Origin of the sequence: Shewanella rhizosphaerae (genome assembly GCF_019457655.1) — a bacterium.
In the GTDB taxonomy this organism is placed as follows: domain Bacteria; phylum Pseudomonadota; class Gammaproteobacteria; order Enterobacterales; family Shewanellaceae; genus Shewanella; species Shewanella loihica.
Genome location: NZ_CP080420.1, coordinates 1,134,957 through 1,161,309, shown reverse-complemented (window position 1 = coordinate 1,161,309; position 26,353 = coordinate 1,134,957). Strand labels below are relative to the sequence as shown.

25 protein-coding genes are annotated in these 26,353 nt (G+C 54.4%); 14 read left to right on the top strand and 11 right to left on the bottom strand.

Going from position 1 to position 26,353, the window contains the following annotated elements; all coding sequences use genetic code 11:
• The first annotated feature begins 13 nt into the window (after positions 1 to 13).
• From K0I63_RS05175 to K0I63_RS05165, 3 genes are all read left to right on the top strand, one after another.
• Entirely contained in the window at positions 14 to 1,123 is a 1,110-nt protein-coding gene (locus tag K0I63_RS05175) for an anhydro-N-acetylmuramic acid kinase (protein WP_220082765.1), read from the top strand.
• Between the two features lie 157 nt (positions 1,124 to 1,280).
• The gene (locus K0I63_RS05170) at positions 1,281 to 1,652 is read left to right on the top strand and encodes a DUF2750 domain-containing protein (RefSeq protein WP_398351021.1); all 372 of its coding nucleotides are present in this window, start codon (positions 1,281 to 1,283) and stop codon (positions 1,650 to 1,652) included.
• Between the two features lie 61 nt (positions 1,653 to 1,713).
• Positions 1,714 to 2,187 carry a hypothetical protein gene (locus K0I63_RS05165; RefSeq protein WP_434086795.1) on the top strand — a complete coding sequence of 158 codons (474 nt, stop codon included), beginning with the start codon at positions 1,714 to 1,716 and terminating at the stop codon, positions 2,185 to 2,187.
• A gap of 128 nt (positions 2,188 to 2,315) precedes the next feature.
• On the opposite strand, the gene erpA is transcribed toward K0I63_RS05165, so the two are convergent.
• Complete coding sequence (gene erpA / locus K0I63_RS05160; RefSeq protein WP_011864821.1) at positions 2,316 to 2,666, bottom strand: iron-sulfur cluster insertion protein ErpA; 351 nt, start codon at positions 2,664 to 2,666, stop codon at positions 2,316 to 2,318.
• The gene (locus K0I63_RS05155) at positions 2,659 to 3,576 is read right to left on the bottom strand and encodes a DUF6776 family protein (protein WP_220082764.1); all 918 of its coding nucleotides are present in this window, start codon (positions 3,574 to 3,576) and stop codon (positions 2,659 to 2,661) included. The genes erpA and K0I63_RS05155 overlap by 8 nt, the downstream gene beginning before the upstream one ends.
• Before the next feature lie 75 nt (positions 3,577 to 3,651).
• On the opposite strand from K0I63_RS05155, the gene K0I63_RS05150 reads away from it, so the two are divergent.
• The gene (locus K0I63_RS05150; protein WP_011864819.1) at positions 3,652 to 5,361 is read left to right on the top strand and encodes a chloride channel protein; all 1,710 of its coding nucleotides are present in this window, start codon (positions 3,652 to 3,654) and stop codon (positions 5,359 to 5,361) included.
• A gap of 54 nt (positions 5,362 to 5,415) precedes the next feature.
• Here K0I63_RS05150 and K0I63_RS05145 read toward each other — a convergent pair whose 3' ends face one another.
• Positions 5,416 to 5,922 carry a 2TM domain-containing protein gene (locus K0I63_RS05145; RefSeq protein WP_220082763.1) on the bottom strand — a complete coding sequence of 169 codons (507 nt, stop codon included), beginning with the start codon at positions 5,920 to 5,922 and terminating at the stop codon, positions 5,416 to 5,418.
• 504 nt (positions 5,923 to 6,426) lie between these two features.
• On the opposite strand from K0I63_RS05145, the gene K0I63_RS05140 reads away from it, so the two are divergent.
• The 3 genes from K0I63_RS05140 to nhaD all read left to right on the top strand — a co-directional run bounded on the left by K0I63_RS05140 (position 6,427) and on the right by nhaD (position 10,593).
• Entirely contained in the window at positions 6,427 to 7,446 is a 1,020-nt protein-coding gene (locus tag K0I63_RS05140; protein ID WP_220082762.1) for an aspartate carbamoyltransferase, read from the top strand.
• Between the two features lie 27 nt (positions 7,447 to 7,473).
• Entirely contained in the window at positions 7,474 to 8,760 is a 1,287-nt protein-coding gene (gene hemL / locus K0I63_RS05135) for a glutamate-1-semialdehyde 2,1-aminomutase (RefSeq protein WP_144201058.1), read from the top strand.
• A 585-nt stretch (positions 8,761 to 9,345) separates the two neighbouring features.
• On the top strand, positions 9,346 to 10,593 hold the full coding sequence (gene nhaD, locus K0I63_RS05130) for a sodium:proton antiporter NhaD (protein ID WP_011864815.1): 1,248 nt from the start codon (positions 9,346 to 9,348) through the stop codon (positions 10,591 to 10,593).
• 149 nt (positions 10,594 to 10,742) lie between these two features.
• On the opposite strand, the gene K0I63_RS05125 is transcribed toward nhaD, so the two are convergent.
• Both K0I63_RS05125 and K0I63_RS05120 read right to left on the bottom strand, forming a co-directional pair.
• Positions 10,743 to 11,849, bottom strand: a complete 1,107-nt coding sequence (locus tag K0I63_RS05125) for a general secretion pathway protein GspB (RefSeq protein WP_220082761.1) — start codon at positions 11,847 to 11,849, stop codon at positions 10,743 to 10,745.
• On the bottom strand, positions 11,849 to 13,597 hold the full coding sequence (locus tag K0I63_RS05120; protein WP_220082760.1) for an ExeA family protein: 1,749 nt from the start codon (positions 13,595 to 13,597) through the stop codon (positions 11,849 to 11,851). Before K0I63_RS05120 ends, K0I63_RS05125 begins: the two co-directional genes overlap by 1 nt.
• Before the next feature lie 187 nt (positions 13,598 to 13,784).
• Here K0I63_RS05120 and K0I63_RS05115 point away from each other — a divergent pair, with 187 nt between their 5' ends.
• Together K0I63_RS05115 and K0I63_RS05110 are read left to right on the top strand one after the other, a co-directional pair.
• On the top strand, positions 13,785 to 15,026 hold the full coding sequence (locus K0I63_RS05115) for a multifunctional CCA addition/repair protein (protein ID WP_220082759.1): 1,242 nt from the start codon (positions 13,785 to 13,787) through the stop codon (positions 15,024 to 15,026).
• 209 nt (positions 15,027 to 15,235) lie between these two features.
• On the top strand, positions 15,236 to 15,502 hold the full coding sequence (locus tag K0I63_RS05110; RefSeq protein ID WP_011864811.1) for an Lpp/OprI family alanine-zipper lipoprotein: 267 nt from the start codon (positions 15,236 to 15,238) through the stop codon (positions 15,500 to 15,502).
• Between the two features lie 301 nt (positions 15,503 to 15,803).
• Here K0I63_RS05110 and K0I63_RS05105 read toward each other — a convergent pair whose 3' ends face one another.
• From K0I63_RS05105 to folB, 5 genes are all read right to left on the bottom strand, one after another.
• Positions 15,804 to 16,745 carry a L,D-transpeptidase family protein gene (locus K0I63_RS05105; protein ID WP_220082758.1) on the bottom strand — a complete coding sequence of 314 codons (942 nt, stop codon included), beginning with the start codon at positions 16,743 to 16,745 and terminating at the stop codon, positions 15,804 to 15,806.
• Between the two features lie 93 nt (positions 16,746 to 16,838).
• Positions 16,839 to 17,663 (bottom strand): putative RNA methyltransferase, encoded by an 825-nt coding sequence (locus K0I63_RS05100; RefSeq protein WP_220082757.1) that lies wholly within the window; start codon positions 17,661 to 17,663, stop codon positions 16,839 to 16,841.
• 32 nt (positions 17,664 to 17,695) lie between these two features.
• A complete protein-coding gene (locus tag K0I63_RS05095; protein ID WP_220044510.1) occupies positions 17,696 to 18,496 on the bottom strand; it encodes an undecaprenyl-diphosphate phosphatase in 801 nt (266 codons plus the stop codon).
• Positions 18,497 to 18,530: 34 nt separating this feature from the next.
• Entirely contained in the window at positions 18,531 to 19,022 is a 492-nt protein-coding gene (gene folK, locus K0I63_RS05090; RefSeq protein ID WP_220082756.1) for a 2-amino-4-hydroxy-6-hydroxymethyldihydropteridine diphosphokinase, read from the bottom strand.
• A 4-nt stretch (positions 19,023 to 19,026) separates the two neighbouring features.
• Positions 19,027 to 19,380 carry a dihydroneopterin aldolase gene (folB, locus tag K0I63_RS05085; RefSeq protein ID WP_011864806.1) on the bottom strand — a complete coding sequence of 118 codons (354 nt, stop codon included), beginning with the start codon at positions 19,378 to 19,380 and terminating at the stop codon, positions 19,027 to 19,029.
• A 296-nt stretch (positions 19,381 to 19,676) separates the two neighbouring features.
• Here folB and plsY point away from each other — a divergent pair, with 296 nt between their 5' ends.
• The gene (gene plsY, locus K0I63_RS05080; protein WP_011864805.1) at positions 19,677 to 20,288 is read left to right on the top strand and encodes a glycerol-3-phosphate 1-O-acyltransferase PlsY; all 612 of its coding nucleotides are present in this window, start codon (positions 19,677 to 19,679) and stop codon (positions 20,286 to 20,288) included.
• 168 nt (positions 20,289 to 20,456) lie between these two features.
• On the opposite strand, the gene tsaD is transcribed toward plsY, so the two are convergent.
• The gene (gene tsaD, locus K0I63_RS05075) at positions 20,457 to 21,470 is read right to left on the bottom strand and encodes a tRNA (adenosine(37)-N6)-threonylcarbamoyltransferase complex transferase subunit TsaD (protein WP_144201041.1); all 1,014 of its coding nucleotides are present in this window, start codon (positions 21,468 to 21,470) and stop codon (positions 20,457 to 20,459) included.
• A 346-nt stretch (positions 21,471 to 21,816) separates the two neighbouring features.
• Between tsaD and rpsU the strand changes: the two genes are divergently transcribed.
• The 4 genes from rpsU to rpoD all read left to right on the top strand — a co-directional run bounded on the left by rpsU (position 21,817) and on the right by rpoD (position 26,274).
• On the top strand, positions 21,817 to 22,032 hold the full coding sequence (gene rpsU / locus K0I63_RS05070; RefSeq protein ID WP_006080725.1) for a 30S ribosomal protein S21: 216 nt from the start codon (positions 21,817 to 21,819) through the stop codon (positions 22,030 to 22,032).
• Between the two features lie 6 nt (positions 22,033 to 22,038).
• Positions 22,039 to 22,482: a GatB/YqeY domain-containing protein gene (locus K0I63_RS05065; protein ID WP_011864803.1), complete on the top strand. Its 444-nt coding sequence runs from the start codon at positions 22,039 to 22,041 to the stop codon at positions 22,480 to 22,482.
• Positions 22,483 to 22,579: 97 nt separating this feature from the next.
• Complete coding sequence (gene dnaG / locus K0I63_RS05060; protein WP_220082755.1) at positions 22,580 to 24,307, top strand: DNA primase; 1,728 nt, start codon at positions 22,580 to 22,582, stop codon at positions 24,305 to 24,307.
• A gap of 125 nt (positions 24,308 to 24,432) precedes the next feature.
• Positions 24,433 to 26,274, top strand: a complete 1,842-nt coding sequence (gene rpoD, locus K0I63_RS05055; RefSeq protein WP_220082754.1) for an RNA polymerase sigma factor RpoD — start codon at positions 24,433 to 24,435, stop codon at positions 26,272 to 26,274.
• Positions 26,275 to 26,353 lie beyond the last annotated feature (79 nt).

Below are 26,353 nucleotides of genomic sequence, written 5' to 3'. Positions count from 1 at the left end.
CCAGGACACCTTGATGAGCAAACATTACTATATCGGCCTGATGTCGGGCACTAGCATGGATGGTGTCGACGCGGTATTGGTCGACTTCACCGACGATAAGATCACCCTGGTCGACACCCATACCGAGCCACTGCCCAGCCATCTGCTGAGCGGCCTACAGCGCTTGTGTCAGTCGGGATCTGACGAGATCAACCGCATGGGCATACTGGACCGCAGCGTCGGTAAGCTGTTTGCCCAGGCGGTCGAGGGGCTGCTGACCAAGAGCGGCGTCGACAGACATCAGATAATGGCCATCGGCAGCCACGGCCAGACGGTGCGCCACATGCCCAACCTGGAACTGGGCTTTACTTTGCAGATTGGCGACCCCAACACCATCGCCGCCCTCACGGGCATAGATGTCATAGCCGACTTTCGCCGCAAAGATATCGCCCTGGGCGGTCAGGGTGCGCCTTTGGTACCCGCCTTTCACCAGCAGCTGTTTGCCAGAGCCGGCCACCAGCGGATGATCCTCAACATAGGCGGCATCTCCAACATCACCTATCTGCCTGGGGATGCCAGCGCTGTAATTGGTTTCGATAACGGTCCGGGCAATACCCTGATAGACACCTGGATCAAGCAGGTTCAGGGTGAGGCTTACGATAAGGACGGCGCCTGGGCGGCCAGCGGCAAGACAGATGAGCAACTGCTAAAGCAGATGTTGTCCCACTCCTATTTCTCCCTCAGCGCCCCCAAGAGCACGGGACGCGAGCTGTTTAACCAGGCCTGGCTGGAGCAGCAGACCGCCGATTTCGGCTATCTGCACGAGGCGGATATTCAGTCCACCCTGTTGGATCTCACCTGCCACAGCATCGCCAACGACTGCCTCAAGCTCACCGATAAGGCCGAGCTGTATGTGTGCGGTGGCGGCGCCTTTAACACAGAGCTGCTAACACGCCTGGCGGCATTGCTACCCGGCTATCAGGTGCATACCACCGCCAGCCTAGGGGTCGATCCTCAGTGGGTGGAAGGCATCGCCTTCGCTTGGCTCGCCATGCGCCACAAGCTGGGGCTGCCGGGTAACCTGCCAGCCGTCACGGGCGCCAGCCGGGAAACCGTCCTCGGCGGCCTCTTCCCAGGCAACTGAAATAGTCAACTGAAACAGGCAACTGATCACAACAACTAACACTATCCACGGCGCTCTGCACCGCCCGGCCCAAGGACAAAACTGTTAGCCTAGGGCGGCGCAGATTGCTATCATGGCGGCCAATCGGCCCAGCCACTAATTGATGAAAGAGACCGCAATGACCAAGAGTGCACAACAAGCCAGCCAGATGACCCCAGAGGCCCGTTACGACTACCTCGTCGAGCAAGCCAAGGCCACCAAGACCCTATGGACCCTACAGGATGTCGATGGCTGCGTCATGCTGACCACAGAAGATGAAGACTGCATCCCTATGTGGCCATGTGAAGAATCCGCCAAGCAGTGGGCCGTCGACGACTGGGCCGACTGCATCCCACTGGCCATCCCGCTGGACGAGTGGCTGGAGCGCTGGGTGCCTGGCATGCAGGACGATGACCTGTTTGTCGCCGTCTTCCCGGTACAGGACGATCTAGGCGTGGTGATCCCGCCCTATGAGCTTGAGCAGCGTCTGACGCCTAAGCCGCGTCACTGATCGGCCAACGTTAACGCTATCGGTTCAGATAATGGAAGAGAATAAGGTGTCGATGCCAGAGATGACTGAGACAAACGGCCAGGCTGACAAGGCACAAGCCGCTGAACTCACAAAAGCCGCTAGTCAGCAGCAGGTGAAGGCTAAGCTGCCCAAGCGCCTGCTGGCCCTGCTGAGTCTGCTGACCCTAGCCTCAGTCAGTGGCCTAATGGCCAAGCAAGGCGTGCTGTTTTGCATGCTGACCCTGCTGATGGTGATTGCCGTGCTGGGCCGCCAGAAGGCCGGACTCTATATGCTCAGGGGCTACACCATTATCCAGCTCGGTCTTGTGAGCCTGCTGCCGGTGATCTTATATGACCCTGACAACCTGGTGGCCGGTCCCTCGACCTTTCACCTGGGCGATTGGCAGGGCAAGCTGCCAGATTGGTTAGTGTTCACTGTGCTGATACTGCTGGCCGTGGTGCAGGTATGGATTGCCTTCACTCCTAAGGTAAAGGCCTACTGCCATATCAAGAACAGCATGAATATCATGAAATAAGCCGGTGACCTACCAGCCTAGAGTTATTAGAGTCATAAAGAACACAGATACAAAAAAGCCAGCAATAGCTGGCTTTTTCTTTATGCGCTCAATGGCGTCACCGCGGCTTTCGGTTTAAGAGATTAGACCTAAACCGAGAAGCTAGCACCACAGCCACATGTGGTGGTGGCGTTAGGGTTCTTAACGAAGAAACGAGAGCCTTCCAGGCCCGAGGTGTAATCCACTTCACCGCCTACCAGGTATTGCAGGCTCATAGGATCGACAACTAATTGAACCCCTTGCTTCTCAACGGTAAAGTCACCTTCGTTGACCTTCTCATCGAATGTAAAGCCATACTGAAAACCTGAACACCCGCCGCCTGTCACGTACACACGTAACTTAAGCGCGTCGTTTTGCTCTTCCTCCAATAGGGTTTTTACCTTGGCCGCTGCCGCGTCGGTAAAACGAATTGGCATTGTATCTTCAGCTTGTTCAGTCATTACTACCTCTTACATCGGTTTGCTGAGCGGAATTATCCGATACCTGACTATTTTGTTCAAGTAATAGTCGTGGCTCTGTTGAAATCTGTGAACCTTCGCCCTCCTCGGCGGGGGCATAGCCCTCCTCCCCATGGGGCTCCTCTACCGCGTTGGGCTCGCCCCCTGAACGGGCGCCTACGTCAGTGTCGCCCTCTGGCGTGGCCAGCAGCTCCTGGGCGCTGAAGCTCTGCTGCGCCTTGGCTCCCTTACTCCAGCGACTGGCGGGCACTATGACCTCAGTCTCGACCCGAGACAGCTCGAAATCGCTTGGCAGGGTGATCTGCGCCTCGAGGGTCTGAAAATAACGGAAGCTAAAGGCAAACTTGGCATCGGTAAGCGATGAAAGTGGCAGAGTCACTATCTTGCCCTGCTGCACGCCGACGAAGGCAAGCTTAGCCTGTCCCTTCAACGCCTGCTTGCGTTTTTGCAGCTGAGTAAGCACTAACTTGATCTGATACTGATGGGTCAGTGGGCCCGGCGTCATCTCCAGCCCGTGAATGGCGACGCCATCGGCCTGATGCTCTGGCGCCATGATGCTGCGATAGAAGGCCAGCTCTCTGTCGAGCGACTTCTGTTTCTGATGCTGCTCGAGAAACATCTTCTGCATGTTACTGTTGGCTTCGCGCTCCAGCGACAGCTCCAGATTACGCGAGGCCAGCACCTCGGCCTGCTCCTTGAGCGCCTGACGTAGCTCGGCCTCACGGCCATTGGATTGGGTCGGTGTCACCGAATGATTGGCGGACCAGAGGTCCCAGGTCAACACGCCGAGTAAGAAGGCCACGATCACTAAACAAAACAGATAAACGCTCGAAGGTCTAATTTTTCGTTCGAGCACTTGCATGCGATCGACCCAGCGATGATAATTTGGCATTAAGTACTAGCCCCTTATGATAATTTCTTCATTCGCCCCGCGAAGCGTTACTAACGATTGATCCGGAAGGTTACTGTGCAGCTCAGAATAAACAGCGCCATACAGCAATGCCAGAAATACCTGAATACCGACCTCAAAGACAAATTGGCCCAGGCCAAGATCAGCGTGCAGCTTTGTGGCCTCGCCCTCGCCTTCGCCCTGGTGGCCTCTGGCGTGATCATTCTGTTTCGACTTCTGCTGCTGTGGCTCAACCAGCTCACCCAGACCCAAGAGTGGCAGTTTACTGGCAACTTAGGTGACTGGCGAGTCCTATTGCCACTTTTAGGGGCGATCTTAATCTGGTTTGTGGCCGTTTTGGGATCCAAGCGCTATAAACGCATGGGGATCGCCTATGTGATGCAGCGGATGAAATTGCACTACGGCAAGATCCCTCTGCAGTCCGCGCCGGGACAGTTCTTTCAGGCACTGTTTGCCCTGGCGACCAACTTCTCCGTAGGCCGTGAGGGCCCGGCCATTCACCTCGGCGCGGTGAGCGCCAGCGTGATGGCAGAGAAGTTTAAACTGCCCGACAACAGCGTGCGCATCATGTGCGCCAGTGGCATCGCCGCCGGAATTGCCGCCACCTTCAACGCCCCGCTGGCTGCGGTTATCTTCGTCTTCGAGGTGATACTGAGGGAATACAAGGTGCATTACTTCTTCCCCATCATGCTCTCGGCCATCTGCGGCGCCCTCTCCAGCCAGCTGGTGTTTGGCAACATCCATGAATATGACCAGATAGGAGTGAGCCACATTCCCCTGTCGCAATATCCCGTGCTGGCGCTGTGCGGCGTCACCCTGGGCTGTATCGCCGCCCTGTTTAATCACACCCTGCTGAAAGTCACCGCCAAGGGGCAGCAGCATCCCCTGATCCTGCGCCTGCTCATCGCCGGGCTTATCACCACCATCATAGGTTTCTTCCTGCCCCAGGCGCTGGGCAGCGGCGACCTTGCCATCAGCCACGCCATCAGCGAACATCCCAGCCTTGCGCTACTGGTCGGCCTGTTGCTGGGCAAAATCATCGCCACCATCGCCGCCATCGGCCTTGGGATCCCAGGCGGCATCATAGGCCCGCTGTTTGGCATAGGCGCGTTAATTGGCGCCATCCTCGCCGTGGTCAGTGCCATGTTGTTTCCTACCATCACCCCCTATGTGGGCCTCTACACCATCATAGGCATGACGGCCATGATGGGGGTCTGCCTCAGCGCGCCCCTGGCGGCCCTGGTCGCCCTGTTGGAGCTGACCAATAACGCCGCCATCATCTTACCCTCCATGTTCGTGACCATACCGGCGTTCCTGATCGCTCATCAGGCGTTCAATACCAAGTCTCTGTTTTACAAGCAGATAGAGCTGATGGGACTGGACTACAAGGTCTCCTCGGTCAAACTTGGTCTGCAGAAACAGGGGGTGCGCGCCGTGATGGACAAACGCTTCGTTATCGTGAAAGACAACGACGAGCTGCTGCTGGAGGTGCTTAAGCGCGCCGAGGGACGATCTGTGTTGATGCAGAACAATCAGGGCCAGATGGAGATGCTGCAGATAGAGCTGCAGGTCACAGAGGAGATGAGTACCCTGACCCGTCACCCCATAGAGGGCCTAGTGGATACCGCCACCCTGAAGGAGGTCTACGATATTCTCTCCAAGGAGCGTCGCGGCGAGGTGTTTATCTATCAGGATAAGCGCGACAATGTGGTCGGAGTGATCAGCTGGGTGATGCTGCAAAAAGAGATCAACCAGGGGCAGATCTAACAGGCGCCAGCCTAAAGCCAATGAGCCTAGTGGCGCCTGTATCTGATATTAACGCTAGAGCCTACGCTTGAGCCGCTTCTCTATCTGGCGTTTCTCCCAGCTCGCCCCAAACAGGCTGAAGGGCTCGAATACTGAGATGGCGTGCAGCACCAGGCCGCCACCCCATCCCAGTACCACCCACCAGACCCACATGTAGCCAGGGCTTATCATCAGATTCAGCAGGTAGAGTAGCGGCAAGACGATCGCCATGGTCACTAGGTTACTGTAGAAGCCTTTCAGCTCTTTGACATATTCGATGGCGGCGCGCTCATCATTGCTCACCGGCGCCAGGCTCTCATTAACAGCTTCATCGGTTTGCTTGTCCATTGTCATACTCATATCCATCTCCTGTTGCAGCGCCTCCAAGGGCACCTCAAATACCGAAGCTAAAGATTTCAATGACTCGAGACTCGCCTTCTGTCCCCGCTCCAGGCGCTGTATAGTGCGCACATTAAGCCCTGAATGCTGCGCCAGTTGCTCCTGCGACCAGGCCCGTTGAAGACGTAGTTTACGAATAATCATTGTTTTCCTTAACCCTCTGTTTAATTGGAGATGTCAGCTTAGCCCCGGGTAGCTTGCCCCACCACGGCGTTTAGCCGACTTATGCGTGACTTAAGCATGACTTTGATAAAACATCAGCACGACTTATACACGACTCGAGCACGACACGCCTGCCGACTCAGACAAGAGAATAGCGCGACACGCGCATGACTCGCCTTTAGTTTCAATAGGTTAACCTGAGATGCGAACTAATCCACCCTAAGTCGCTCGACGCACCTACCCGCTTCTTGTCCCGACTACTTACCCCGACTACTTATCCCTGTTACTCGCCCCTAAATTCGGCGCCAATCTGGCTCACAGGATCTAGCCAAACAAAGCTTGTGCCAACACGCAAATTTGCTAGGCGGGTTATTCCACCGCCTCGCTATGTCTGGTATAGTGTCGCCTCAGCCACCCTACATAACTTAGGGCGAAATGACCATCTGCTTCGGCCATTTTGCTCCCCGAAATTGGAAATAAAGGCTGATGACTCAGTTTCAAGGTTCACACATCCTCTCGGTAAACCAACTCAATCTAGATGCCGTACAAGAGATCTTTAGCGTTGCATCGCGAATGACTCCCTATGCCCTCAGACGCAAACGTACCACGGTACTCGACGGCGCGATTCTGGGTAATCTGTTTTTCGAACCCAGCACCCGTACCCGGGTCAGCTTCGGCAGTGCCTTCAACCTGCTGGGCGGCAAGGTCAACGAAACCGTCGGCATAGGCACCTCATCCCTCTCTAAGGGTGAGTCCCTGTACGACACCGCCCGCGTGCTATCTAGCTACTCGGATGTGATCGCCATGCGTCATCCCGATGCCTATTCGGTACGTGAGTTTGCCGAGGGCAGCCGAGTACCAGTGATCAACGGTGGCGACGGCCCGAACGAGCACCCGACCCAGGCGCTGCTGGATCTGTTCACCATTCAGAAAGAGCTGGCCGCCGGTGGCCGCAATATCAGCGGCATGCACATCGCCATGGTGGGCGACCTCAAGTTTGGCCGCACGGTACATTCGCTGTCGCGCCTACTATGCATGTACAAGGATGTGAGCTTTACCCTGATCTCACCAAAAGAGCTGGCAATGCCAGACTATGTGATCGATGACATTGAAAATGCTGGGCATAAGATCACAATAACAGATCAACTTGAAGGCAATTTAGATCAGGCTGATATACTCTACCTGACGCGTATTCAAGAAGAGCGTTTTCCTTCGCAGGAAGAGGCCAACAAGTATCGTGGCAAGTTCCGCTTAAACCACAATATTTACACACAGCATTGCAAATCGAATACAGTGATCATGCATCCGCTGCCCCGCGATTCGAGAGAGCAGGCCAACGAGCTGGACAATGACCTCAACAGTCATCCAAACTTGGCCATCTTCAGACAGGCAGACAACGGATTGCTTATCCGCATGGCGCTGTTTGCGTTGACATTAGGTGTTGATTCACAGCTTGAACAGCACGAATGTCCGGTAAATTGGTATTCACAAAAAGCCGATTTTTAATCTGGCGACGACTTTAAAGGATCTAGAATGACCCGTTCTGAAACCCTATTTGAGCAGGCTAAGAAAACTATCCCAGGTGGCGTTAACTCACCCGTGCGTGCCTTCAACGGCGTTGGTGGTTCACCACGTTTCATCGAAAAAGCCGACGGCGCTTACATCTATGATGCCGACGGCAAGGCCTATATCGACTATGTTGGCTCTTGGGGCCCGATGATCTTGGGTCATAATCATCCAAAGATCCGTCAAGCCGTACTGGACGCAGTAGAGAATGGTCTCTCTTTCGGCGCGCCAACCGAGCTTGAAGTGCGCATGGCCGAGAAGGTGATCGAGATGGTCCCTTCGATGGAGCAGGTTCGTATGGTCAGCTCAGGCACAGAAGCCACCATGAGCGCCATCCGTCTGGCACGCGGCTTTACCAATCGCGACAAGATCCTCAAGTTTGAAGGCTGCTACCATGGCCATGCCGACTGTCTGCTGGTAAAAGCAGGCTCTGGCGCCCTGACCCTAGGTCAGCCAAGCTCTCCGGGTATCCCAGAAGATTTCGCCAAGCACACACTGACCGCGGTTTACAACGAGCTGGAATCGGTGAAGGCGCTGTTTGAACAGTACCCAGAAGAGATCGCCTGTATCATCCTTGAGCCAGTTGCCGGCAACATGAACTGCATCCCGCCAATTCCAGGCTTCCTGGAAGGCTTGCGCGCCCTGTGTGACCAGTATGGCGCCCTGCTGATCATCGACGAGGTGATGACAGGTTTCCGCGTTTCTAAGAGCGGTGCACAAGGCCACTACGGCATCACGCCTGACCTGACCACACTGGGTAAGGTTATCGGCGGCGGTATGCCAGTAGGCGCCTTCGGTGGCCGTAAAGAGGTGATGCAGTTCATCGCCCCTACCGGTCCCGTGTATCAGGCAGGTACCCTGTCGGGTAACCCTATCGCCATGTCGGCGGGTCTGGCGCAGATGGAAGAGCTGTGCGCCGAAGGCCTGTATGAAGAGCTGGCCGCCAAGACCAAGCGTATCGCCGAAGGCTTCAAGGCCGCGGCCAACAAGCATGGTATCCCGCTGAGCATCAACTATGTGGGCGGCATGTTCGGTTTCTTCTTTACCGAGCTGGAGCAGGTGACTCGCTTCGATCAGGTCACCCAGTGTGACGCTGAAGCCTTCCGCACCTTCTACCACGGCATGCTGGACGAAGGCGTTTACCTGGCGCCTAGCGCCTATGAAGCTGGCTTCCTCTCTATGGCGCACGGCGAGAAGGAACTGGAAGAGACGCTGGCCGCAGCCGACCGCGTCTTCGCCCGCATGGCTAAGTAATAGCTAGCGCCAGTCATTCGAACGCGCATTCGTAACGAAAGCAGAAAGGACGCCCAGGCGTCCTTTTTTATTGCCCTGCTTTACCCAAAGCCTAGGCCTTTACTCCTTGCCTCAGTCTTTGGCTTAAAGCCTATGCCTTCGTCTCAATGCCAGTGCTCGCCCCACGCTTTGTCACTCAAATCGGCTCGCCTCAGCTCCGCTCGATTCAAGATACTAAACATCGATTCACCTGGCAGGTCGTCAAACGTAAACAATTTATTCCAACTTGACAGCCGCAACCAGTAGAGACTCTTGTGTATATGACAATCTTTAGTAGGATGCACTGAATTAAGTAAAGCCAAAAGCGAGAATTCAGCAGCTTTCACCACAGATTCAAGGAATCAAAAAATATTCCGCTATTTCAAAAGCCTCGATGTGCGCGAGATCGCATTTTTCGGTGAAATTAGACTAAGGTAACACTTGCGTATTATCCCATCCTATGGTCAGATCGCCGCCTAACACAACAACCTTAACCAAACCTTGATGTAAATCATGCCGTCTCACCTCTGCCGGACGGGATTTACTATCAGCCGTAGGAACAAATGTATGCTCAACATTTTCCTGATCACACTTGCTGTGCTAGCGCTATTAAGCATTATTTTTGAAGAAGTTACCCACATTAATAAGGCTAAAACCACCCTCTTCTTCGGCTGTGTTGCCTGGATCACCCTGTTTGTTGCGGCGCGGGATCCCAGCCACCAGCACCTAGTGGCAGAGGAACTGGACCACAACCTGTTGGAAATCGCCACCCTCTGGCTCTTCCTGATGTCCACCATGACCTTCGTGGCCTATCTGAACGCCAAGGGCATGATTCAGATCCTGGTGCAGAAGCTGTTCCCCCAGAAGGTCTCTGTGCGCATGCTGATGATACAAGTGGCGCTCTTCTCCCTGGTACTGTCGGCCATCTGTGATAACGTCACCGCGACCCTGGTTTCCCTGGGCTTGTTGACCACCTTCCAACTCGAGAGCCAGATGAAGCGCCGCATGTCGGTACTCATCATCTTCGCCGTAAACTCGGGCGGTGTGGCGCTGATCACCGGTGATGTGACAACCCTGATGATCTTCCTCGGCGGCCATGTCCATATCTCGCAGCTGCTTATGCTATTTATCCCGGCGGCGGCCAGTGTGATGCTACTGGCAGTACTCTTCTCGCTGAAGGCGGAAGGCTATGTAAGCACCACCCCCATCAAGCGCCAATACAGCAAGCTGGATGTGTTTATCGCCCTCATCTTCCTGATCACCATCATAATGACCATGGTGCTCAACATCTTCTTCGGTATTCCGCCTGTGCTGACCTTCCTGTCGGGTCTGTCGGTAATGTTCCTGATGGGCACGCTGCAGCGTAGCAACAAAGAAGAGCTACAGATCCTCGAATATATCCGTCAGGTAGAGTTCGAAACCCTGCTCTTCTTCCTGGGGATCTTGCTGCTCGTGGGCATGCTAAAAGAGATTGGCACCCTGCATCTGCTGACCGAGGTCTATGCCAAGTTTGACCCTAACATCTCTAACTTCGTGACGGGTATCGGCTCGGCAATTCTGGATAACGTACCGCTCACCGCGGCGCTATTGAAGGCCGAACCTGTGCTTAACACCCCTGAGTGGCTGGGCCTCACCTACTCTGTAGGCGTGGGCGGCTCTCTGCTGGTGATTGGTAGTGCGGCGGGTATCATCGCCATGAGTAAGGTGAAAGAGCTCACCTTCGTCACCTACCTCAAGTATGTGCCTGCGCTGGCCCTGTGTTATACCTGTGGTTATGGTCTGACCCTGCTACTGGCCTACGAATTCTTTGGCTAGGCACTCTTTGGCTAGACGTTCTTTGTCTAGCTACTGAAACCAAACAAGACTCAAACGAAAAAGGCGATGAATGATTCATCGCCTTTTTTACATCTGCTAAGTTTACGTCTACTGACTTTGCCTCAGCTGAATTTATATCAGCTATACGACTAGATAGCGGGCACCTTAAACTCGGTACCGGCCACCTCTAACACCACATCCCTCGGGCGTATCTCGACTATCTTCAGCTTGCCGCCAATCATGTCACCCTGTTGCAGCTCGGCGCCATCCACATTCAGCCAGCGGTTCTTAGGATCGTTGGCATAGACATGGGCCAGAATATTAAACTCGGGCACCTGCAGCTGAATCCCCGCCGGTAGCTGGCCATACTTGGGCAGCTCGTCGGGCTGGGCCGCCGGAATAGGATCCAGCTTAGGCTGAGTCACGGGCGTGGCGACGGCGTTCTCCTTCTCCACCTCCTTGAGCGCCGCCTCGAAGGCAGCCACTAGCTTGCTGGTATCCTTAACTATCGGGCGCTGCTGGGCTACTGGCTCGGGGGCCGGCTCGCTTGCTTGATCGAAAGCCTGCTCCAATCCCTGATTTGCGCGCTGCTCCTCAACGTAAGCAGCGTCCAGGCCGACATCGGCCGCCGCCTCATCCACCTGCGCCTTGAGAGAGCTGAGCAGCTCTCGCCCACGCTGGTTAGCGTTGGCGCCTAAGACGATCGGCTCCTCGGCACTCTGGTTGTTCGAAAAGCTCTGGTTATTCAAATTGCTAGTATTCGCAAGGCTAGTGTTTACACCGCTTTGCGCGGCCTGCTGACGCCTTGGCTGAGTGGTAGATGCCGTCAAGGGTTCACTCGTCCGGGTTTGAACGCTGGGGCGCTCCACCGGCAATGGCAGGGCAACCTTACCCGCCAGTTTGATGCCTGTCTGAGGATTCTGATCCAGAGTCGGCTGAGCAGCCTGCTGTTCAGCCACGCGCTGTTGCTGGGGCTGGGGCTGGGCTTGTGTCTGCACCCCAGTGGTTTGTTGGCTAGATATGCTAGACACGTTAGATACTGATGCGGCCTGCTTTTGCGCGCCCAGCTCTCCCTGCCCACTGAGCACCCAGGCGAGGGCGATGGCTCCGCCAAGACCAGTACCTAACAAGCCTAATTTGACGACCAGAGGCCACTTGGGCTGCATCGCTTCATACTGGGCCCTTGGGGTGATCACAGGGTCTAGCTGTTGATCTTGCTGTTTCGCGCGGGTCACCGCATCGAGAAGGATAGACATCAGTAGCGTCCCTCGCCTTGCACTCTTCCCTGCAATCCTACTTGCTGCTCCTGCAATCTCGGCCCCTTATCGCTGAGGTAGAGATTGAGCTGTACTAAGGTCTGGCTACCGGCAATGGCATCGGCGCGCAGGCCATGCTGACGCTGGAAGTCCATTAGGGATTGCTCCAGCTCGGCATCGAAATAGTCGACCAGACGCGCGGGCTTGTTCTGGATCTGCGCCAGGGCATTCTCCAGCCACTGGATCTGCGCCGGCGCCGAGCCTCGGCCTATCTCCTTAGGCTGATAGCTTGGTGCCTGCCACAAGAGCTCGAAGGTACCGGCAAAGTGGCGGGTAAACCAGTCTCTGTCTACCCACAGCTGCTGCTCCGCCAGTTGCAGCAACAGCTGCTCGCCCTGGCGGGACACGACGGTTCCGTAGAAGGGCTCGCCGCGCTCATCCTGTAGATAGACCACTGCCGGATAGTTGAGGCGTACCAAAGAGTGCCAGTTACCCTGCTGCTGGAAGCAATCCAGCCCCTGCTGCTTGGCCGACTGACAGGCGGTCAGGCCAACATAAGGTGCCTTATCCCACAGGCCGAGTATGGCGGCATAGGCGGTGTCTATACTGCGGCTCTGATTGATCGCCTGACGTAATATGCGCTGATCCGCGCTCAGGCTGGCATTGCTCTCTTCGACTTGGCGGCTTGCCAGATTAGTCTGAGTTTGTGGCTGAGTTTGTGTCTGGACGGCTTGTGAATGGTTCTGATTAGCCTGCTGTGCACCGGTGGCACTCGGCTCATTGGCCTGCACTGCGCCAGTCTGGGCCATATTTGCCTGAGCTGTGTTTGCCTGAGCTATGCCGCCCTGCCCCTGCAGGTTAAAGAAGTAGAAGGCGCCGGCAAAGGTCGCCAGGATCAGGGTCGCGGCCGTCGCCGGCCACAGCAGTTTGCGCTGCTTAATCTCCTCGCCCAGGACTTCGCTGGCGGCGGTTCTCACCATGTTGGCGTCGATAGGCACCTTAGACTGGGCATAACCTGCCATCAGGGCACGTTCACACAAGAGGTTAATCAAACGCGGAATACCACCGCTGTATTGGTGGAGCGTCTTGATGGCGCTGCGGTGAAACAGCGGCTCGTGACGTCCGGCCACCTGTAGCCTGTGCTGCACATAGAGGGCAATCTCCTGCTGAGTCAATGGCAGCAGGTGATAACGTGCCGTGATGCGCTGGGCCAGCTGTCTGAGCTCCTGACGCTTAAGCAGCTGTTGTAGCTCCGGCTGACCGATGAGGATCACCTGCAGCAGTTTCTTAGTATCAGTCTCCAGGTTGGTCAGCAGCCTGAGCTGCTCCAGCACTTCGGCCCGCAGATGCTGCGCCTCGTCGATGATCAGGACGGTATTGCGCCCCTTCTCATGGTTGGCCAGCAGGAACTGACTCAGCTTATCGGTGAGTTGTTTCAGGGTGGGCGACTCGCCATAATGCACCCCCAGCTCGTCACACAGGGTGGCCAGCAACTCAAGCTCGGTCAGCGAGGGGTTGAGGATAAAGGCGGTATCGGTATTTTCGGGCAGTTGGTTGAGCAGGCAGCGCGACACTGTGGTCTTTCCCGTGCCCACCTCGCCGGTTAACAAGACAAAACCACCGGTTTCACCCAATCCATAGGTTAAATGAGCCAACGCCTCACGATGCCTGTCACTCAGGAACAGATAATGAGGGTTGGGTGCGATCGAAAACGGGTTATCGCTAAGTCCGTAAAACGCCTTGTACATGCCGTCTCAGTCCCAAAATAATAATGACGGTTCAAATTAATCCCTAGGGGAGACGTTGTCAAAAATTCCCCCCAAATAATTGCGCCAAAGCAGCGCCTCGAGCCTGCTATCTAAGCCGCGAAAGGGTGCGGTTTAACAACTTGCCATGATAAGCTTAGGCCAATACAAAGATTTCCCTTGGTGAGACGTGAAGATCTATTTAGTTGGCGGCGCCGTCCGCGACCAGTTACTCAATATTCCCATTAAAGATCGTGACTACATGGTGGTGGGTGCGACAGTGCAAGAGATGCTCGACAAAGGCTATCGCCAGGTGGGTAAAGACTTCCCCGTATTTCTCCACCCCAAGACACAGCAGGAATATGCCCTGGCGCGCACCGAGCGTAAGATAGGCGTCGGCTATGGCGGCTTTAGCGTCTACGCGGCGCCCGATGTCACCCTGGAGGAAGACTTGCTGAGGCGGGATCTCACCATCAACGCCATCGCCCAGGATGAAACAGGACGAGTCTTCGACCCCTATGGCGGTCAGGCCGATATCGAGCAGCGCCTGCTCAGGCATGTATCGGAGGCCTTCGTCGAAGATCCGCTACGAGTGCTCAGGGTCGCCCGCTTCGCCGCCCGTTTTCAGCCCCTGGGCTTCAAGGTCGCCCCAGAGACCATAGCACTTATGCAACGCATCGCCGCAAGCGGTGAGCTAGAGGCGCTAACGCCTGAGCGGGTATTTCAGGAGCTGGATAAGGCGCTAACCACAGAGGCGCCCCAGGTGTTCTTCGAGGTGCTCAGAGAAGCTGGCGGCCTGGCGATACTCTTTCCCGAGATAGAAGCCCTGTTTGGTATCCCTCAGCCAGAGCAGTGGCACCCAGAGATAGATACCGGCATACACACCCTCATGGCGCTTGAGCAAGCCGCCAGACTCAGCCAGGACAAGCAGGTGCGCTTCGCCGCCCTGGTGCACGACCTTGGCAAGGCGCTATCGCCTAAGGAGCATCTGCCGAAACATCACGGCCATGGCCAAAAGGGCCTGCCGCTCATTCGTGCCCTGTGCGAGCGCTTTCGCGTCCCAAACGACTACCGGGATCTGGCTCTCTTGGTGAGCGACCAGCATCAGAACATCCACAATGCCTTCGAACTGCGAGCCGAGACCATAGTCAAGCTGTTCGACAAGGCCGATCTCTGGCGTAAGCCCGAGAGACTGCCGCAACTCCTGCTGGCCTGCGAAGCCGACAGCAAGGGACGCACAGGCCTGGAGGAGCGTCCCTACCCCCAAGGGGCCTATGTGCAGCACTGTTTTGAGCTTGCGCGCGACGTGGCGATAAAACCTATCATAGAGGCGGGATTTAAGGGCGCTGATATCAAGGCGGAATTACACAAGCAAAGGGTCGAGGTCATCGAACAGTACAAGCGAAAAACCGCCGTAAATGCAAAGCCATAGCTAATCGAAGGTTAAGTTTTAGTGATCATTAGCCAAAATTTGAGCAAAAACCCTCGACAAGCTTGATTTTGCACAATCATGAGATATTGTATTACGACCTTAGGGTGAAAATTCATAGCAAAATAAAATGGCTATGACATAATTAACCAGTTGCAGTTGTACTTTTCGGCTGCTCCAACTCAATCCAACTTATTTAAAGGGATTTCCCAATGAACAAAAAAGTACTGATGATTGCTGGCGTAGCAATGACTGCCCTTCTTGGTGGTTGCGCAAACACTACTGCTCTAGAAGAAAGCGTTGCTAACCTAGGCAACAAAGTTGATCAATTATCAGCTGAAGTTAGCTCTCTGAAGTCTGAGCAAGGTGCTCTTGCTGCTGACGTTAAAGATGCAAAAGCTGCTGCGATGGACGCACAAGCTGAAGCTAAGCGTGCTAACGACCGCATCGACAACATCGCTTCTTCTTACAAGAAGTAATTTGTCTGTATCGGCAACACGTCTGTGTTGCCGATATGTTTTCCCCCACAGCGTTAACTTTCAATTCTCTCCTAAGCTCGTCATCCCCCACTCTTCAGCTCAAATTTCTCTGACTCAGCTCATCCTCTAAGCTTTCTAAACCGACTGTATCTTAGTTTTCGTCTTAGCCTATAGCACCTAGTCACGCGCGTCTTTTCGCGATACTCACTCCCGACCTCCGCTAAAAAACGCCCACAAAAAAGGCGCCCTATGGACGCCTTAATGGTTTAACACGAATCACTCAAACCTAAGCTTCTTAAATCTAGGGAGTGATCTTTAAATCCTGAGCCGCCGTCAGCGGTGGATGTGAGATCACCATAGGGATGCCGTTCTGGGTCAGCAGGGCATCGTTTGCCTTGGTGTTATCGACGCTTTGCTGGCTGATAAATTTCACCACCTTGCTGCTCAGACTGATCACCTTCTCACGGGGTTGGTCTTCCGTCTTAGACAGGGGCGAATGCACCTCGATGATCTGACGGCCATCGGGCTCGGTAGCAATCTTTACCGTCTGATTGATCACCCGCACGCTGTCGCCATATTTGGCCTGATGGAACAACCACTCGATATCATCTGGGTTGAGTCTGATACAACCTGCACTGACGCGCATGCCGATACCGAAATCCTTGTTGGTGCCGTGGATCAGGTAGCTGCCATCACCATAGGAGAGCTGCATGGCGTATTTACCCAGTGGGTTATCCGGGCCAGCAGGCACCACTGGCGGCAACACCTCGCCACGCTCACGCAGATGCTCGGCGCGCAGACTTGCCGGCGGTGTCCAGCTCGGATTAGGGATACGCGCCTTGATCTTAGTGGTCATCTCTGGGGTTTCACGGCCGATACGGCCAATGCCCACAGGAAAGACATGCACCTCGCGGCCATTTTTAGGGAAATAGTAGAGACGCAGCTCCGGCAGGTTGATCACTATACCCTTGCGCGGCACGTCCGGCAGCAACATCTGGGTGGGGATCACCAACTGGGTACCCGGAGTCGGCAGGAAAGGATCCACCCCAGGATTGGTTTCCATCAACTCCAAGATACCGATATTGTATTTATCGGCGATGGTTTTGAAGTAGTCGCCCTTCTCGACCACGTGGGTCTGCAGCTCGCCGATGAGGCGGCCGCCGTTGGCCGGCAGGGAATAGACATTAGCAAGTAACTGCAGTGGTGCGAGACTCAAGATGAGCAACAGCAATTTACGCATCATCAAAACGGTTTTCCAAAAATCGAGTTAAAGGTTTGGCTCAAAGGGTAACCCGAGCCGCCGGGATTTTCTAGTGGTGAATAAATGTACTTTCACCTAAGCATCTTTCGTTGCCAGGGTAAGGTAGAGATCTATCTCCAGCGCCGCAAAATTCTGCTGGGCGATCTGCCGCTTTATCTTATCGTTGGCCCGCCAGGCAAAGGGGGTCATCTCCAGCAGCGTCAGCGCCTGCTCGCCGCTGAGCGCCAAGGAATAAGTAATATGCTCGCTCGCCACCAGGGTAACGCCTTTTGGTTGCTGCGGCTCTCCGCCTTTCTCGGTTAAGTTAGGATAGATAAATTCTCTAATCTGCCACAAGTGACGTGGGCCTGCCGATAACCAGATAAAGGTACCGCCAGACTTAAGCACCCGCAGGGGCTCCTTGCCTTTGAGCGGCTTATCGAACAGGCTCACCAGATCGAAGCTGGCATCGGCGAAAGGCAGAACCTTGAGCTGGCTCTGAATCAGATTGGCCTCAGGCTGCGCCTTCGCCGCCACAAACAGGGCGTTCTCCGCCTCGGCGACACCTGTCTGTTCAACGGCTTGGCCAAGCGCGTTAAACACGCCTGCCAACGCCCTCAGGTAATAACCCTCGCCGCTGTCGACATCCAGATGCGACAGCGTGGCATCACTCGGCAATAGCTCACTTAGCTGACGCTGAATGGCCTCGACCACGGGGGCGAAGATACCCGATTCCAACAGGAAGTGTTTGGCACGCATCAACTGCCGCGAATCGATATGGGGCTTCTTGGGCTGACTGAACACCCAGTACCCCTGCGTCCCCTTATCGAAATGGTGTTTATTGGCGCAGTGCAGCCCCTGGCTGCCTTGGTGAACCATCAGCGGCGCTTGGCAGAGGGGACACAAGTAATGACTATTCATAGGGCTCTCTCAATAACTTAACTTCGCGGCCATCAGGCAAAAATCACTACACACAGGATAGCCCCTAAGGCGAGGCGATAGATAACGAAAGGCGTCATCCCCATGCGGCTGATGATCTTCAGGAAGTAATGGATACAGAGATAGGCGGCCACAAACGACAGTGCCGTGCCCAGGATCAGCGCCTGATAATCGATCGCCTCCTGGCTGGAGAGCAGATCTTTCACCACTAATATGGCCGCGCCCAGGCTGACGGGCACAGACATGAGAAACGAGAAACGCGCCGCCGCCTCGCGGCTCAGGCCCAGCGCCAAGGCTGCGGTAATGGTTGCCCCTGAACGTGAGGTACCTGGGATAAGCGCCATCGCCTGAGCGAAACCGATCAGTAGCGCCTTCTTCCAGCCCACCTGAAACTCACTAAAGCCTTCACGGTTTAACTTATCCGCCCACCACAGCAGCAGACCGAAGACGATAGTCGTGGTGGCGATCACCTCGATATTTCTCAGATGAGTCGAGATGAAGTCTTTGGCGGTAAAACCAAAGATCACCGCAGGAATGGTTGCCAGAATGATCCACCAGGCCAGCTTGCTCTCCTGGGTCTGCTGACGTGTCACCAGGCTGCCGGTCCAGGCGGTAAACATGGAGAAGAGCTCACGGCGAAAATAGATCACCACGGCCAATAAGGATCCGGTATTCACCGCCACGTCGAAGGTTAGCCCCTGATCCTGCCAGCCAAGCAGCTGGGCGGGTAAGATGAGGTGGGCAGAGCTAGAGATAGGTAAAAACTCAGTCAGGCCTTGGATAAGGGCCAAGACTATTACCTGAAAAATATCCATGATTATCCTTTACGATTTGGGTCGGCTAATGAAATTAATAAGACCATTGAAATTCGACAGGCCACAGCTTCTGCTGCAACTTATCATAATTGTCCCATAGGGTCTGATAAGAAAGCTGCGCCACGGGATGGATCCGCTCGGGAGCGATCTCCGCCAGCGGCCAGAGCACGAAGGCGTTGGTGGTGATCTCGGCGCGCGGCAGCACTATGGGCGTCTCGGTCACCAAGTCGTCATAGAGCAACAGGTCGAGATCTAGGGTGCGAGGGCTAAACTTCTTTGCCCCCGGCAGCCGGCCATTATCCGACTCTATCTGCTTAAACAGCGCCACCACCTCGGCGATACCAAGCTGGGTATCGGCGGCGACCACCATGTTGAGAAAATTGCTGCCATCGAAACCGACCGCCTCGCTCTCAAAGACGCTGGAGAGGCACAGGTTATCAAAGTGAGTGCTTAATGCCTTGAGGGCGGCGTTAAAGTAGCCCTCAGGGCGAATATTACTGCCAATGCTGATGAAGATGCGTGCCATAAGGTTACAGATGACCTCGCTCTATCTCGACACCCACGGCCTGCGCACTGGGCACGGCGCCGGGCTTCATCACCCTCACCTTCACCCAAGGCACGTCAAACTCATCCATCACACAGTCGGCGCAGATCTGCGCCACCGTCTCGATGAGTTCTATTGGCTTCTCGGTGATCAGGGCCGTGAGCCGGTTTGAGACGGTCTCGTAACACAGAGCATGTTGGTAGTCGTCATTGGCGGCCGCCAGGCTGTTGTCCCAGGCCATCTCGAGGTCAATCAGCAGGTTTTGATGGATCTGCTTTTCCCACTCGTAAATACCGATCACGGTTTCGACTTTCAGCTGTGAAATAAGTACCTTGTCCATGATGCCTCCCGATAGGCAAAAAATTAGGTAATAGAAGAGGTCTAATAAGCTACAAGGACCAATATGGTTATAATGCCCCGGATCACACAGATATCTGTGATTTCCCCTTTCGTGCAGCCGAAAACCCAAGTAGGATAAGCGACTGTAATGACAACGAATCAGGGATAGGAATACGGATGCCAAAATCGCCCGTTATCATTACATGGCCAATCAACCAGTGCGTAAAATACAAGGTTTAGTCAGCCGCCTCAACAACTAGGGCGGGATAATACCTTAAGAAGGATAAGGAAACCAATTTGAGCTTAACGCTGCTGACTCTAGCGATGATATTGACCGCCTATCTGGCAGGTTCGATATCCAGTGCCGTGCTAGTTTGTCGACTCAGAGGATTACCCGATCCTCGTAGCCAAGGCTCAGGCAATCCAGGCGCAACCAATGTGCTGCGTATCGGTGGCGCCAGCGCCGCCGCCATGGTGTTGCTGTTCGATATGCTCAAGGGCGCGGTGCCCGCCTATGTCGCCTTCCGTCTCGGCGTCGATGCAGTCTCCCTCGGGGTGATCGCCATCGCCGCCTGTCTGGGGCATATCTTCCCCATCTTCTTTAAGTTTAAGGGCGGCAAGGGGGTTGCGACCGCCTTCGGCGCCATGGCGCCCATAGGTGCCGATCTGTCTCTGGCACTGATCGCCACCTGGGTCATAGTGGTACTGATCTGCCGCTACTCCTCACTGGCCGCCATAGTCACCGCCCTACTGGCCCCCGCCTATACCTGGTATTTCGACGAGCGCTTTACCGTGCCCGTGGCCATGCTCTCCTTGCTGATCATCATACGCCACAAGGAAAACATTCATCGCCTGCTCAAGGGCGAAGAGTCTAAGGTATCCCGCAAGAAGCGCACCGACGGCAACTAAGTCTTATCCCAATTAACCCAAACAATAACTAACCCGCATAGTTAGCTACCCCATACAATAGCTCAGCAGTTATCTCAGCCTTTCGCTTAAGCAAAAGTCATAGGATCGCTGATAACAAAAAGCCCTTCGTAGGAAGGGCTTTTGGCGCAACGATAAAGAGCAAGTTGATTAGACCGGCGGTAGCGAGTCCAGCGGCCAGCGAGGCATCCCCTTAACGGAAAGCGGCTCTAGCTGGTCGGCCTTGAGTCGCTGCATGCCGGCATAGGCGATCATGGCGCCGTTATCGGTACAAAACTCGCCTCTGGGGTAATAGACCCTACCACCGAGTCCCTGCATCATCTCCGCCAGGCTCTCGCGCAGACGACTGTTGGCGCTCACGCCACCGGCGATCACCAGACGGTTATAGCCGGTCTGTTTCAGGGCGCGTTTACACTTGATGGCCAGGGTGTCGACCACGGCTTCTTCGAAGGCGCGGGCGATGTTGGCGCGGGTCTGCTCATCATCCGGTTCATCGGCGATGGTATTGGCGGCAAAGGTCTTAAGGCCAGAGAAGCTAAAGTCCAGCCCTGGACGGTCTGTCATCGGACGCGGGAAACGGTAGCAGTTGGGCTCGCCTTGGGCGGCCAGCTTAGCGAGTCTTGGTCCACCAGGATAATCCAGCCCCATCAGCTTAGCCGTCTTATCGAAGGCTTCACCGGCGGCGTCATCCACAGATTCGCCCAGCACCTGATAGCGACCTATCCCCTCGACCGCCACCATCATAGAGTGACCGCCTGAGACCAGCAGCGCCAGGAATGGAAATTCCGGCACATCCTCTTCCAGCATAGGCGCCAGCAGGTGGCCTTCCATATGATGCACGCCCACCGCGGGTTTGCCCCAGGCAAAGGCCAGCGAGCGGCCGACACAGGCCCCCACTAACAGGGCGCCCACCAGGCCAGGGCCCTTGGTATAGGCGATGGCATCGATATCATCTTGAGTGCAGTTAGCCTCTTTCAGGGCTTGCCTTATCAGCGGAATGATCTTGCGCACATGGTCGCGCGATGCGAGCTCAGGCACTACCCCGCCGTAATCGGCGTGTAGTTTAACTTGACTGTAAAGCGCATGAGATAACAGGCCTTTTTCGTCATCATAGACGGCGATACCTGTCTCATCACAAGATGTCTCTATACCTAAAACTCGCATTTTTCCTCATCACGCTAAATAAAGTGGCGGCCAATTTTACCTGCTTGCCCGCGGAAATACCAATGGATTGCACACTCACCTAGTATCGCCCGACGATCCCGGCTGAGCCCAGACTTGATGGGGCATGCACCAGGCGCCCTCAACTGGCCTGTCATGATGTCTGCCACGATATAGACACAAGGAAATGCTAGACTTAAGGACGTTGCCCCGAAAAAGGATCCCGAAAGGATCGCCACAAGGGGGTTTACAAAAGGTCGACAGTCGGTATAGAATTCCGCACCATTTTTAAATTAACTTGGGTTAAGAAATTAACTCAATACAAACTACACCTAAGGGGTGATGGCGTATGCCAATTATTAAAGTACGTGAGAATGAACCATTTGACGTAGCTCTACGTCGTTTCAAGCGCTCTTGTGAAAAAGCTGGTATCTTAGCCGACGTTCGTGCTCGTGAATTCTACGAGAAGCCAACTACTGCACGTAAGCGCGCTAAAGCTGCTGCAGTTAAGCGTCTTGCTAAGAAGCTTTCTCGCGAAAACGCGCGTCGCGTACGTTTATACTAATCTCTTATGAGCCTAGTTGATCAGCTAAAAGACCAGATGAAAGAAGCCATGCGCGCCAAAGATAAGGTGCGTCTGGGTACGATTCGTATGGCGCTGGCTGCCATCAAACAGATCGAAGTGGATAACCGCGAGACGCTGAATGATGATCAAGCCATAGCTGTCTTAACCAAAATGGTTAAACAACGTCGCGACTCTATCGCTCAATATGAAGCGGCAGGTCGTGACGAACTAGCCCAAGCAGAAGCCGGAGAGATTCGAGTTCTCGAGACTTTCCTGCCTAAGCCTCTTTCTGAAGAAGAGGTTGCCGAGCTAGTCGATGCCACTATCCAAGAGGTAGGCGCATCATCCATGGCGGATATGGGCAAAGTAATGGGAGCATTGAAACCTAAGGTACAAGGGCGAGCCGACATGGCGTCAATTGGCGCTCTGATCAAGGCAAAACTCAAGTAATCTTAAGTTCAATGTATGAATGAGCCGTGCCTACGCACGGCTTGTTTGTTTCTACTCTTTCGGTTTAATTTCGCGAAAAGGCGGCATTTATACAGCAATGGCGATACCTCGTGAGTTTATCAATGAGCTTGTAGCTCGCACCGATATAGTCGATCTCATCGACGCCAAGGTCCCCCTGAAAAAGGCGGGCAAAAATCATTCTGCCTGTTGCCCCTTCCATAGCGAAAAGTCACCCTCTTTTACCGTCAGCAGAGACAAACAGTTTTATCACTGCTTCGGCTGTGGCGCCCATGGCAATGCCATCGATTTCGTCATGGAATATGACAGGCTCGACTTTGTCGATGCCATCGAGGAACTCGCCGGCCGTTTAGGCCTTGAAGTCCCCAGAGAGCAAGGCACAGGCAAACGCCGCGACGAAGGCCTAAGCCGCGACCTCTACCAACTGATGGAAGAGGCCAGCCGCTACTTTCAAAGCCAGCTGAAACAGCACACGGACAAGCAGAAGGTGCTCGACTACCTCGCCCACCGAGGCCTCTCCGATGAGGTGATCGAGCACTTCAACATCGGCTTCGCCCCCGATGGTTGGGATGGCCTTTTAGGCCGTTATCGTCAAAACCAGGATGCCCAGGACAAGCTGCTCACCGCTGGCATGGTGATCGAGAACGACAGCGGCAAGCGTTACGACAGGTTCCGCGACCGTCTCATGTTCCCCATTCGCGATCGCCGCGGCCGAGTAATTGGCTTTGGCGGCCGAGTCTTAGGTGAAGGCACGCCGAAATACTTGAATTCGCCGGAAACGCCCATATTTCATAAGGGCTATGAACTCTATGGCCTGTATGAACTCAAACAGAGACACAGGGATCCCAGTCAGATCCTGATTGTCGAAGGCTATATGGACGTGGTGGCCCTGGCGCAATTTGGCGTCGACTATGCTGTAGCATCACTCGGCACCTCGACCACGGCGGATCAATTTCAGTTGTTGCTGCGCAGCGCCAAAGAGGTGATCTGCTGTTACGACGGCGACAAGGCAGGTACCGAGGCGGCCTGGCGGGCACTTGAAACCGCCCTGCCACTGCTCAAGCCCGGCGACCAGGTAAAATTTATGTTCTTGCCTCAGGGGGAAGATCCCGACTCGCTGGTGCGTCAGATAGGCAAACCGGCCTTCGAGCAGCTGATTGCCGAGGCCAAACTACTACCGGAATTTCTGTTCGATACCTTAGCCAGCCGCTATGGCACAGACAAGGGCACCCTGGCCAAACAGGCCATGAGCCTGATAGAGAAAGTACAAGACACAGTTCTGCAGAGCCTTTTACTTGAGAATCTCGCCTATAAGCTCGGCATGAACAGTGCAGAAGAATTGCAGCGTAAGCTCGGCTTTAAACGCATTGATGCAAATAAGCCCCTGCAAAACAAAGCGCTTAAGGGACGCGGTACCCCACTGCGATTAGCCATCGCCCTGTTGGTACAGCACCCGCACCTAGGCAATAACCTGCCTGTGCAGCCTGCGCTAAAACATATCAAGATGGCTGGCATAGATTTGCTCAGCCTCTTACTCGACAGAACTCGCGCCGAGAAGGTCAACAGCGCACAACTACTTGAACAGTTCAGGGGTGACGAACAGCTAGACACCCTGAAGAAATTAGCCCAATGGGAGCATCAAGTGGCGGATGAAAACCTTCAGCAAGAGTTCAAAAAAGCCCTGATTTGGTTGAACAATCAATATATTGAGCAACGTTATCAGGAATTGAGCTTAAAACAGCACCATACTAAAGAAGAGCGGATGCAACTTAAAAAGCTCATCGCAGTAATCCAAGGGCAAGCTTAGAGCAAAATTTGTCTCACAAAGTAAACACTTGGACTAGCACAGCACAGTGCACACGGCTATAATTGACGATTTGCGCGGCACACAATGCCCGTCGTTGTAACAGTTACCCAACTTGGATGATATCTATGGAGCAAACTCCGCAGTCGCAACTTAAATTGTTGCTTGCCAAAGGTAAAGAGCAAGGTTATTTAACCTATGCAGAAGTGAACGATCACTTGCCTGCAGATATGGTCGACTCAGACCAGATCGAAGATATTATCCAGATGATTAATGACATGGGTATTCGCGTCTATGAGCAGGCGCCGGATGCCGATGAGATCATGATGTCTGAAGACAGCACCGATGAAGATGCTGCCGAAGAAGCTGCCGCGGCTCTGGCTACGGTTGAAGCTGAACTGGGTCGTACCACAGATCCCGTACGTATGTACATGCGCGAGATGGGTACGGTAGAACTTCTGACCCGCGAAGGCGAAATCGTAATCGCCAAGCGTATCGAAGAAGGTATCAACACGGTTCAGGCGTCTGTAGCCGAATATCCTCAAGCGATCGCCATGATCCTTGAGCAGTACGACCGCTACGAAGCTGAAGAAGTCAGACTATCAGACATTATCTCTGGATTTGTTGACCCTAATGCCGAAGACATGGCGCCGACGGCGACCCATATCGGCTCTGAATTGTCGGACGATGATCTCGACGACGAAGATGACGAGGGCGATGACGAGGACGAAGACGGCGATGAAGAAGATTCGCCAAAAGGCCCGGATCCGGAAGAAGCGCGCGAGCGTTTCACCCAGCTGCGTGAAGCACACGAAAAAGCCCTAAAAGTAATTGAGCTTAAAGGTCGTGAACACCCTGAAGCGACTGCCGCCCTGTTTGAAATTGGCGAGATCTTCAAAGAGTTCCGTCTGGTACCTAAGCAGTTCGACCGCCTGGTGAAGAACATGCGCGAAATGATGGACAAGGTGCGTATTCAAGAGCGCCTCATCATGAAGCTGTGTGTCGAGCAGGCCAAGATGCCGAAGAAGAACTTCGTTAAGGTCTACACCTCTAACGAGAGCAGCATCGAATGGTTCAACGAAGAGATTGCCGCCAAGAAGCCTTATGCCGAAGGGCTGGAGATGGTTGCCGAAGACGTTCAGCGTTGCCGCGCCAAGCTCGACGCCATCGAGAATGAAACCGGTCTGGCCATTGCCGCCATCAAGGATATCAACCGTCGCATGTCTATCGGTGAAGCCAAGGCTCGCCGCGCTAAGAAAGAGATGGTTGAGGCTAACCTGCGTCTGGTAATTTCTATCGCGAAGAAATACACCAACCGTGGCCTACAGTTCCTGGATCTGATCCAGGAAGGTAACATCGGCCTGATGAAGGCGGTAGACAAGTTTGAATACCGTCGTGGTTACAAGTTCTCGACCTATGCAACCTGGTGGATCCGTCAGGCGATCACGCGTTCGATTGCCGACCAGGCGCGTACCATTCGTATTCCGGTGCATATGATTGAGACCATCAACAAGCTCAACCGTATCAGCCGCCAGATGCTTCAAGAGATGGGACGCGAGCCGTCACCGGAAGAGCTGGCTGAGCGCATGTTGATGCCAGAAGATAAGATCCGCAAGGTACTCAAGATTGCCAAAGAGCCTATCTCAATGGAAACGCCTATCGGTGATGATGAAGATTCACATTTAGGTGATTTCATCGAGGATACTACCCTCGAGTTGCCATTGGACAGCGCCACAGGTGAGAGCCTGAAGAACGCCACCCACGAAGTGCTCGCCGGCCTGACCGCCCGTGAAGCCAAAGTACTGCGTATGCGTTTCGGTATCGATATGAACACCGACCACACCCTAGAGGAAGTGGGCAAGCAGTTTGACGTGACCCGTGAGCGTATTCGTCAGATCGAGGCTAAGGCACTGCGTAAGCTGCGTCACCCGTCTCGCTCAGAGATCTTGAAATCCTTCCTGGATGAATAGACTCGCTAGCAGCGTCTAAAACAGAGCAGAAAAGCCAGCCACAGTGCTGGCTTTTCTATTTTATGCCCCTGCTTATAAG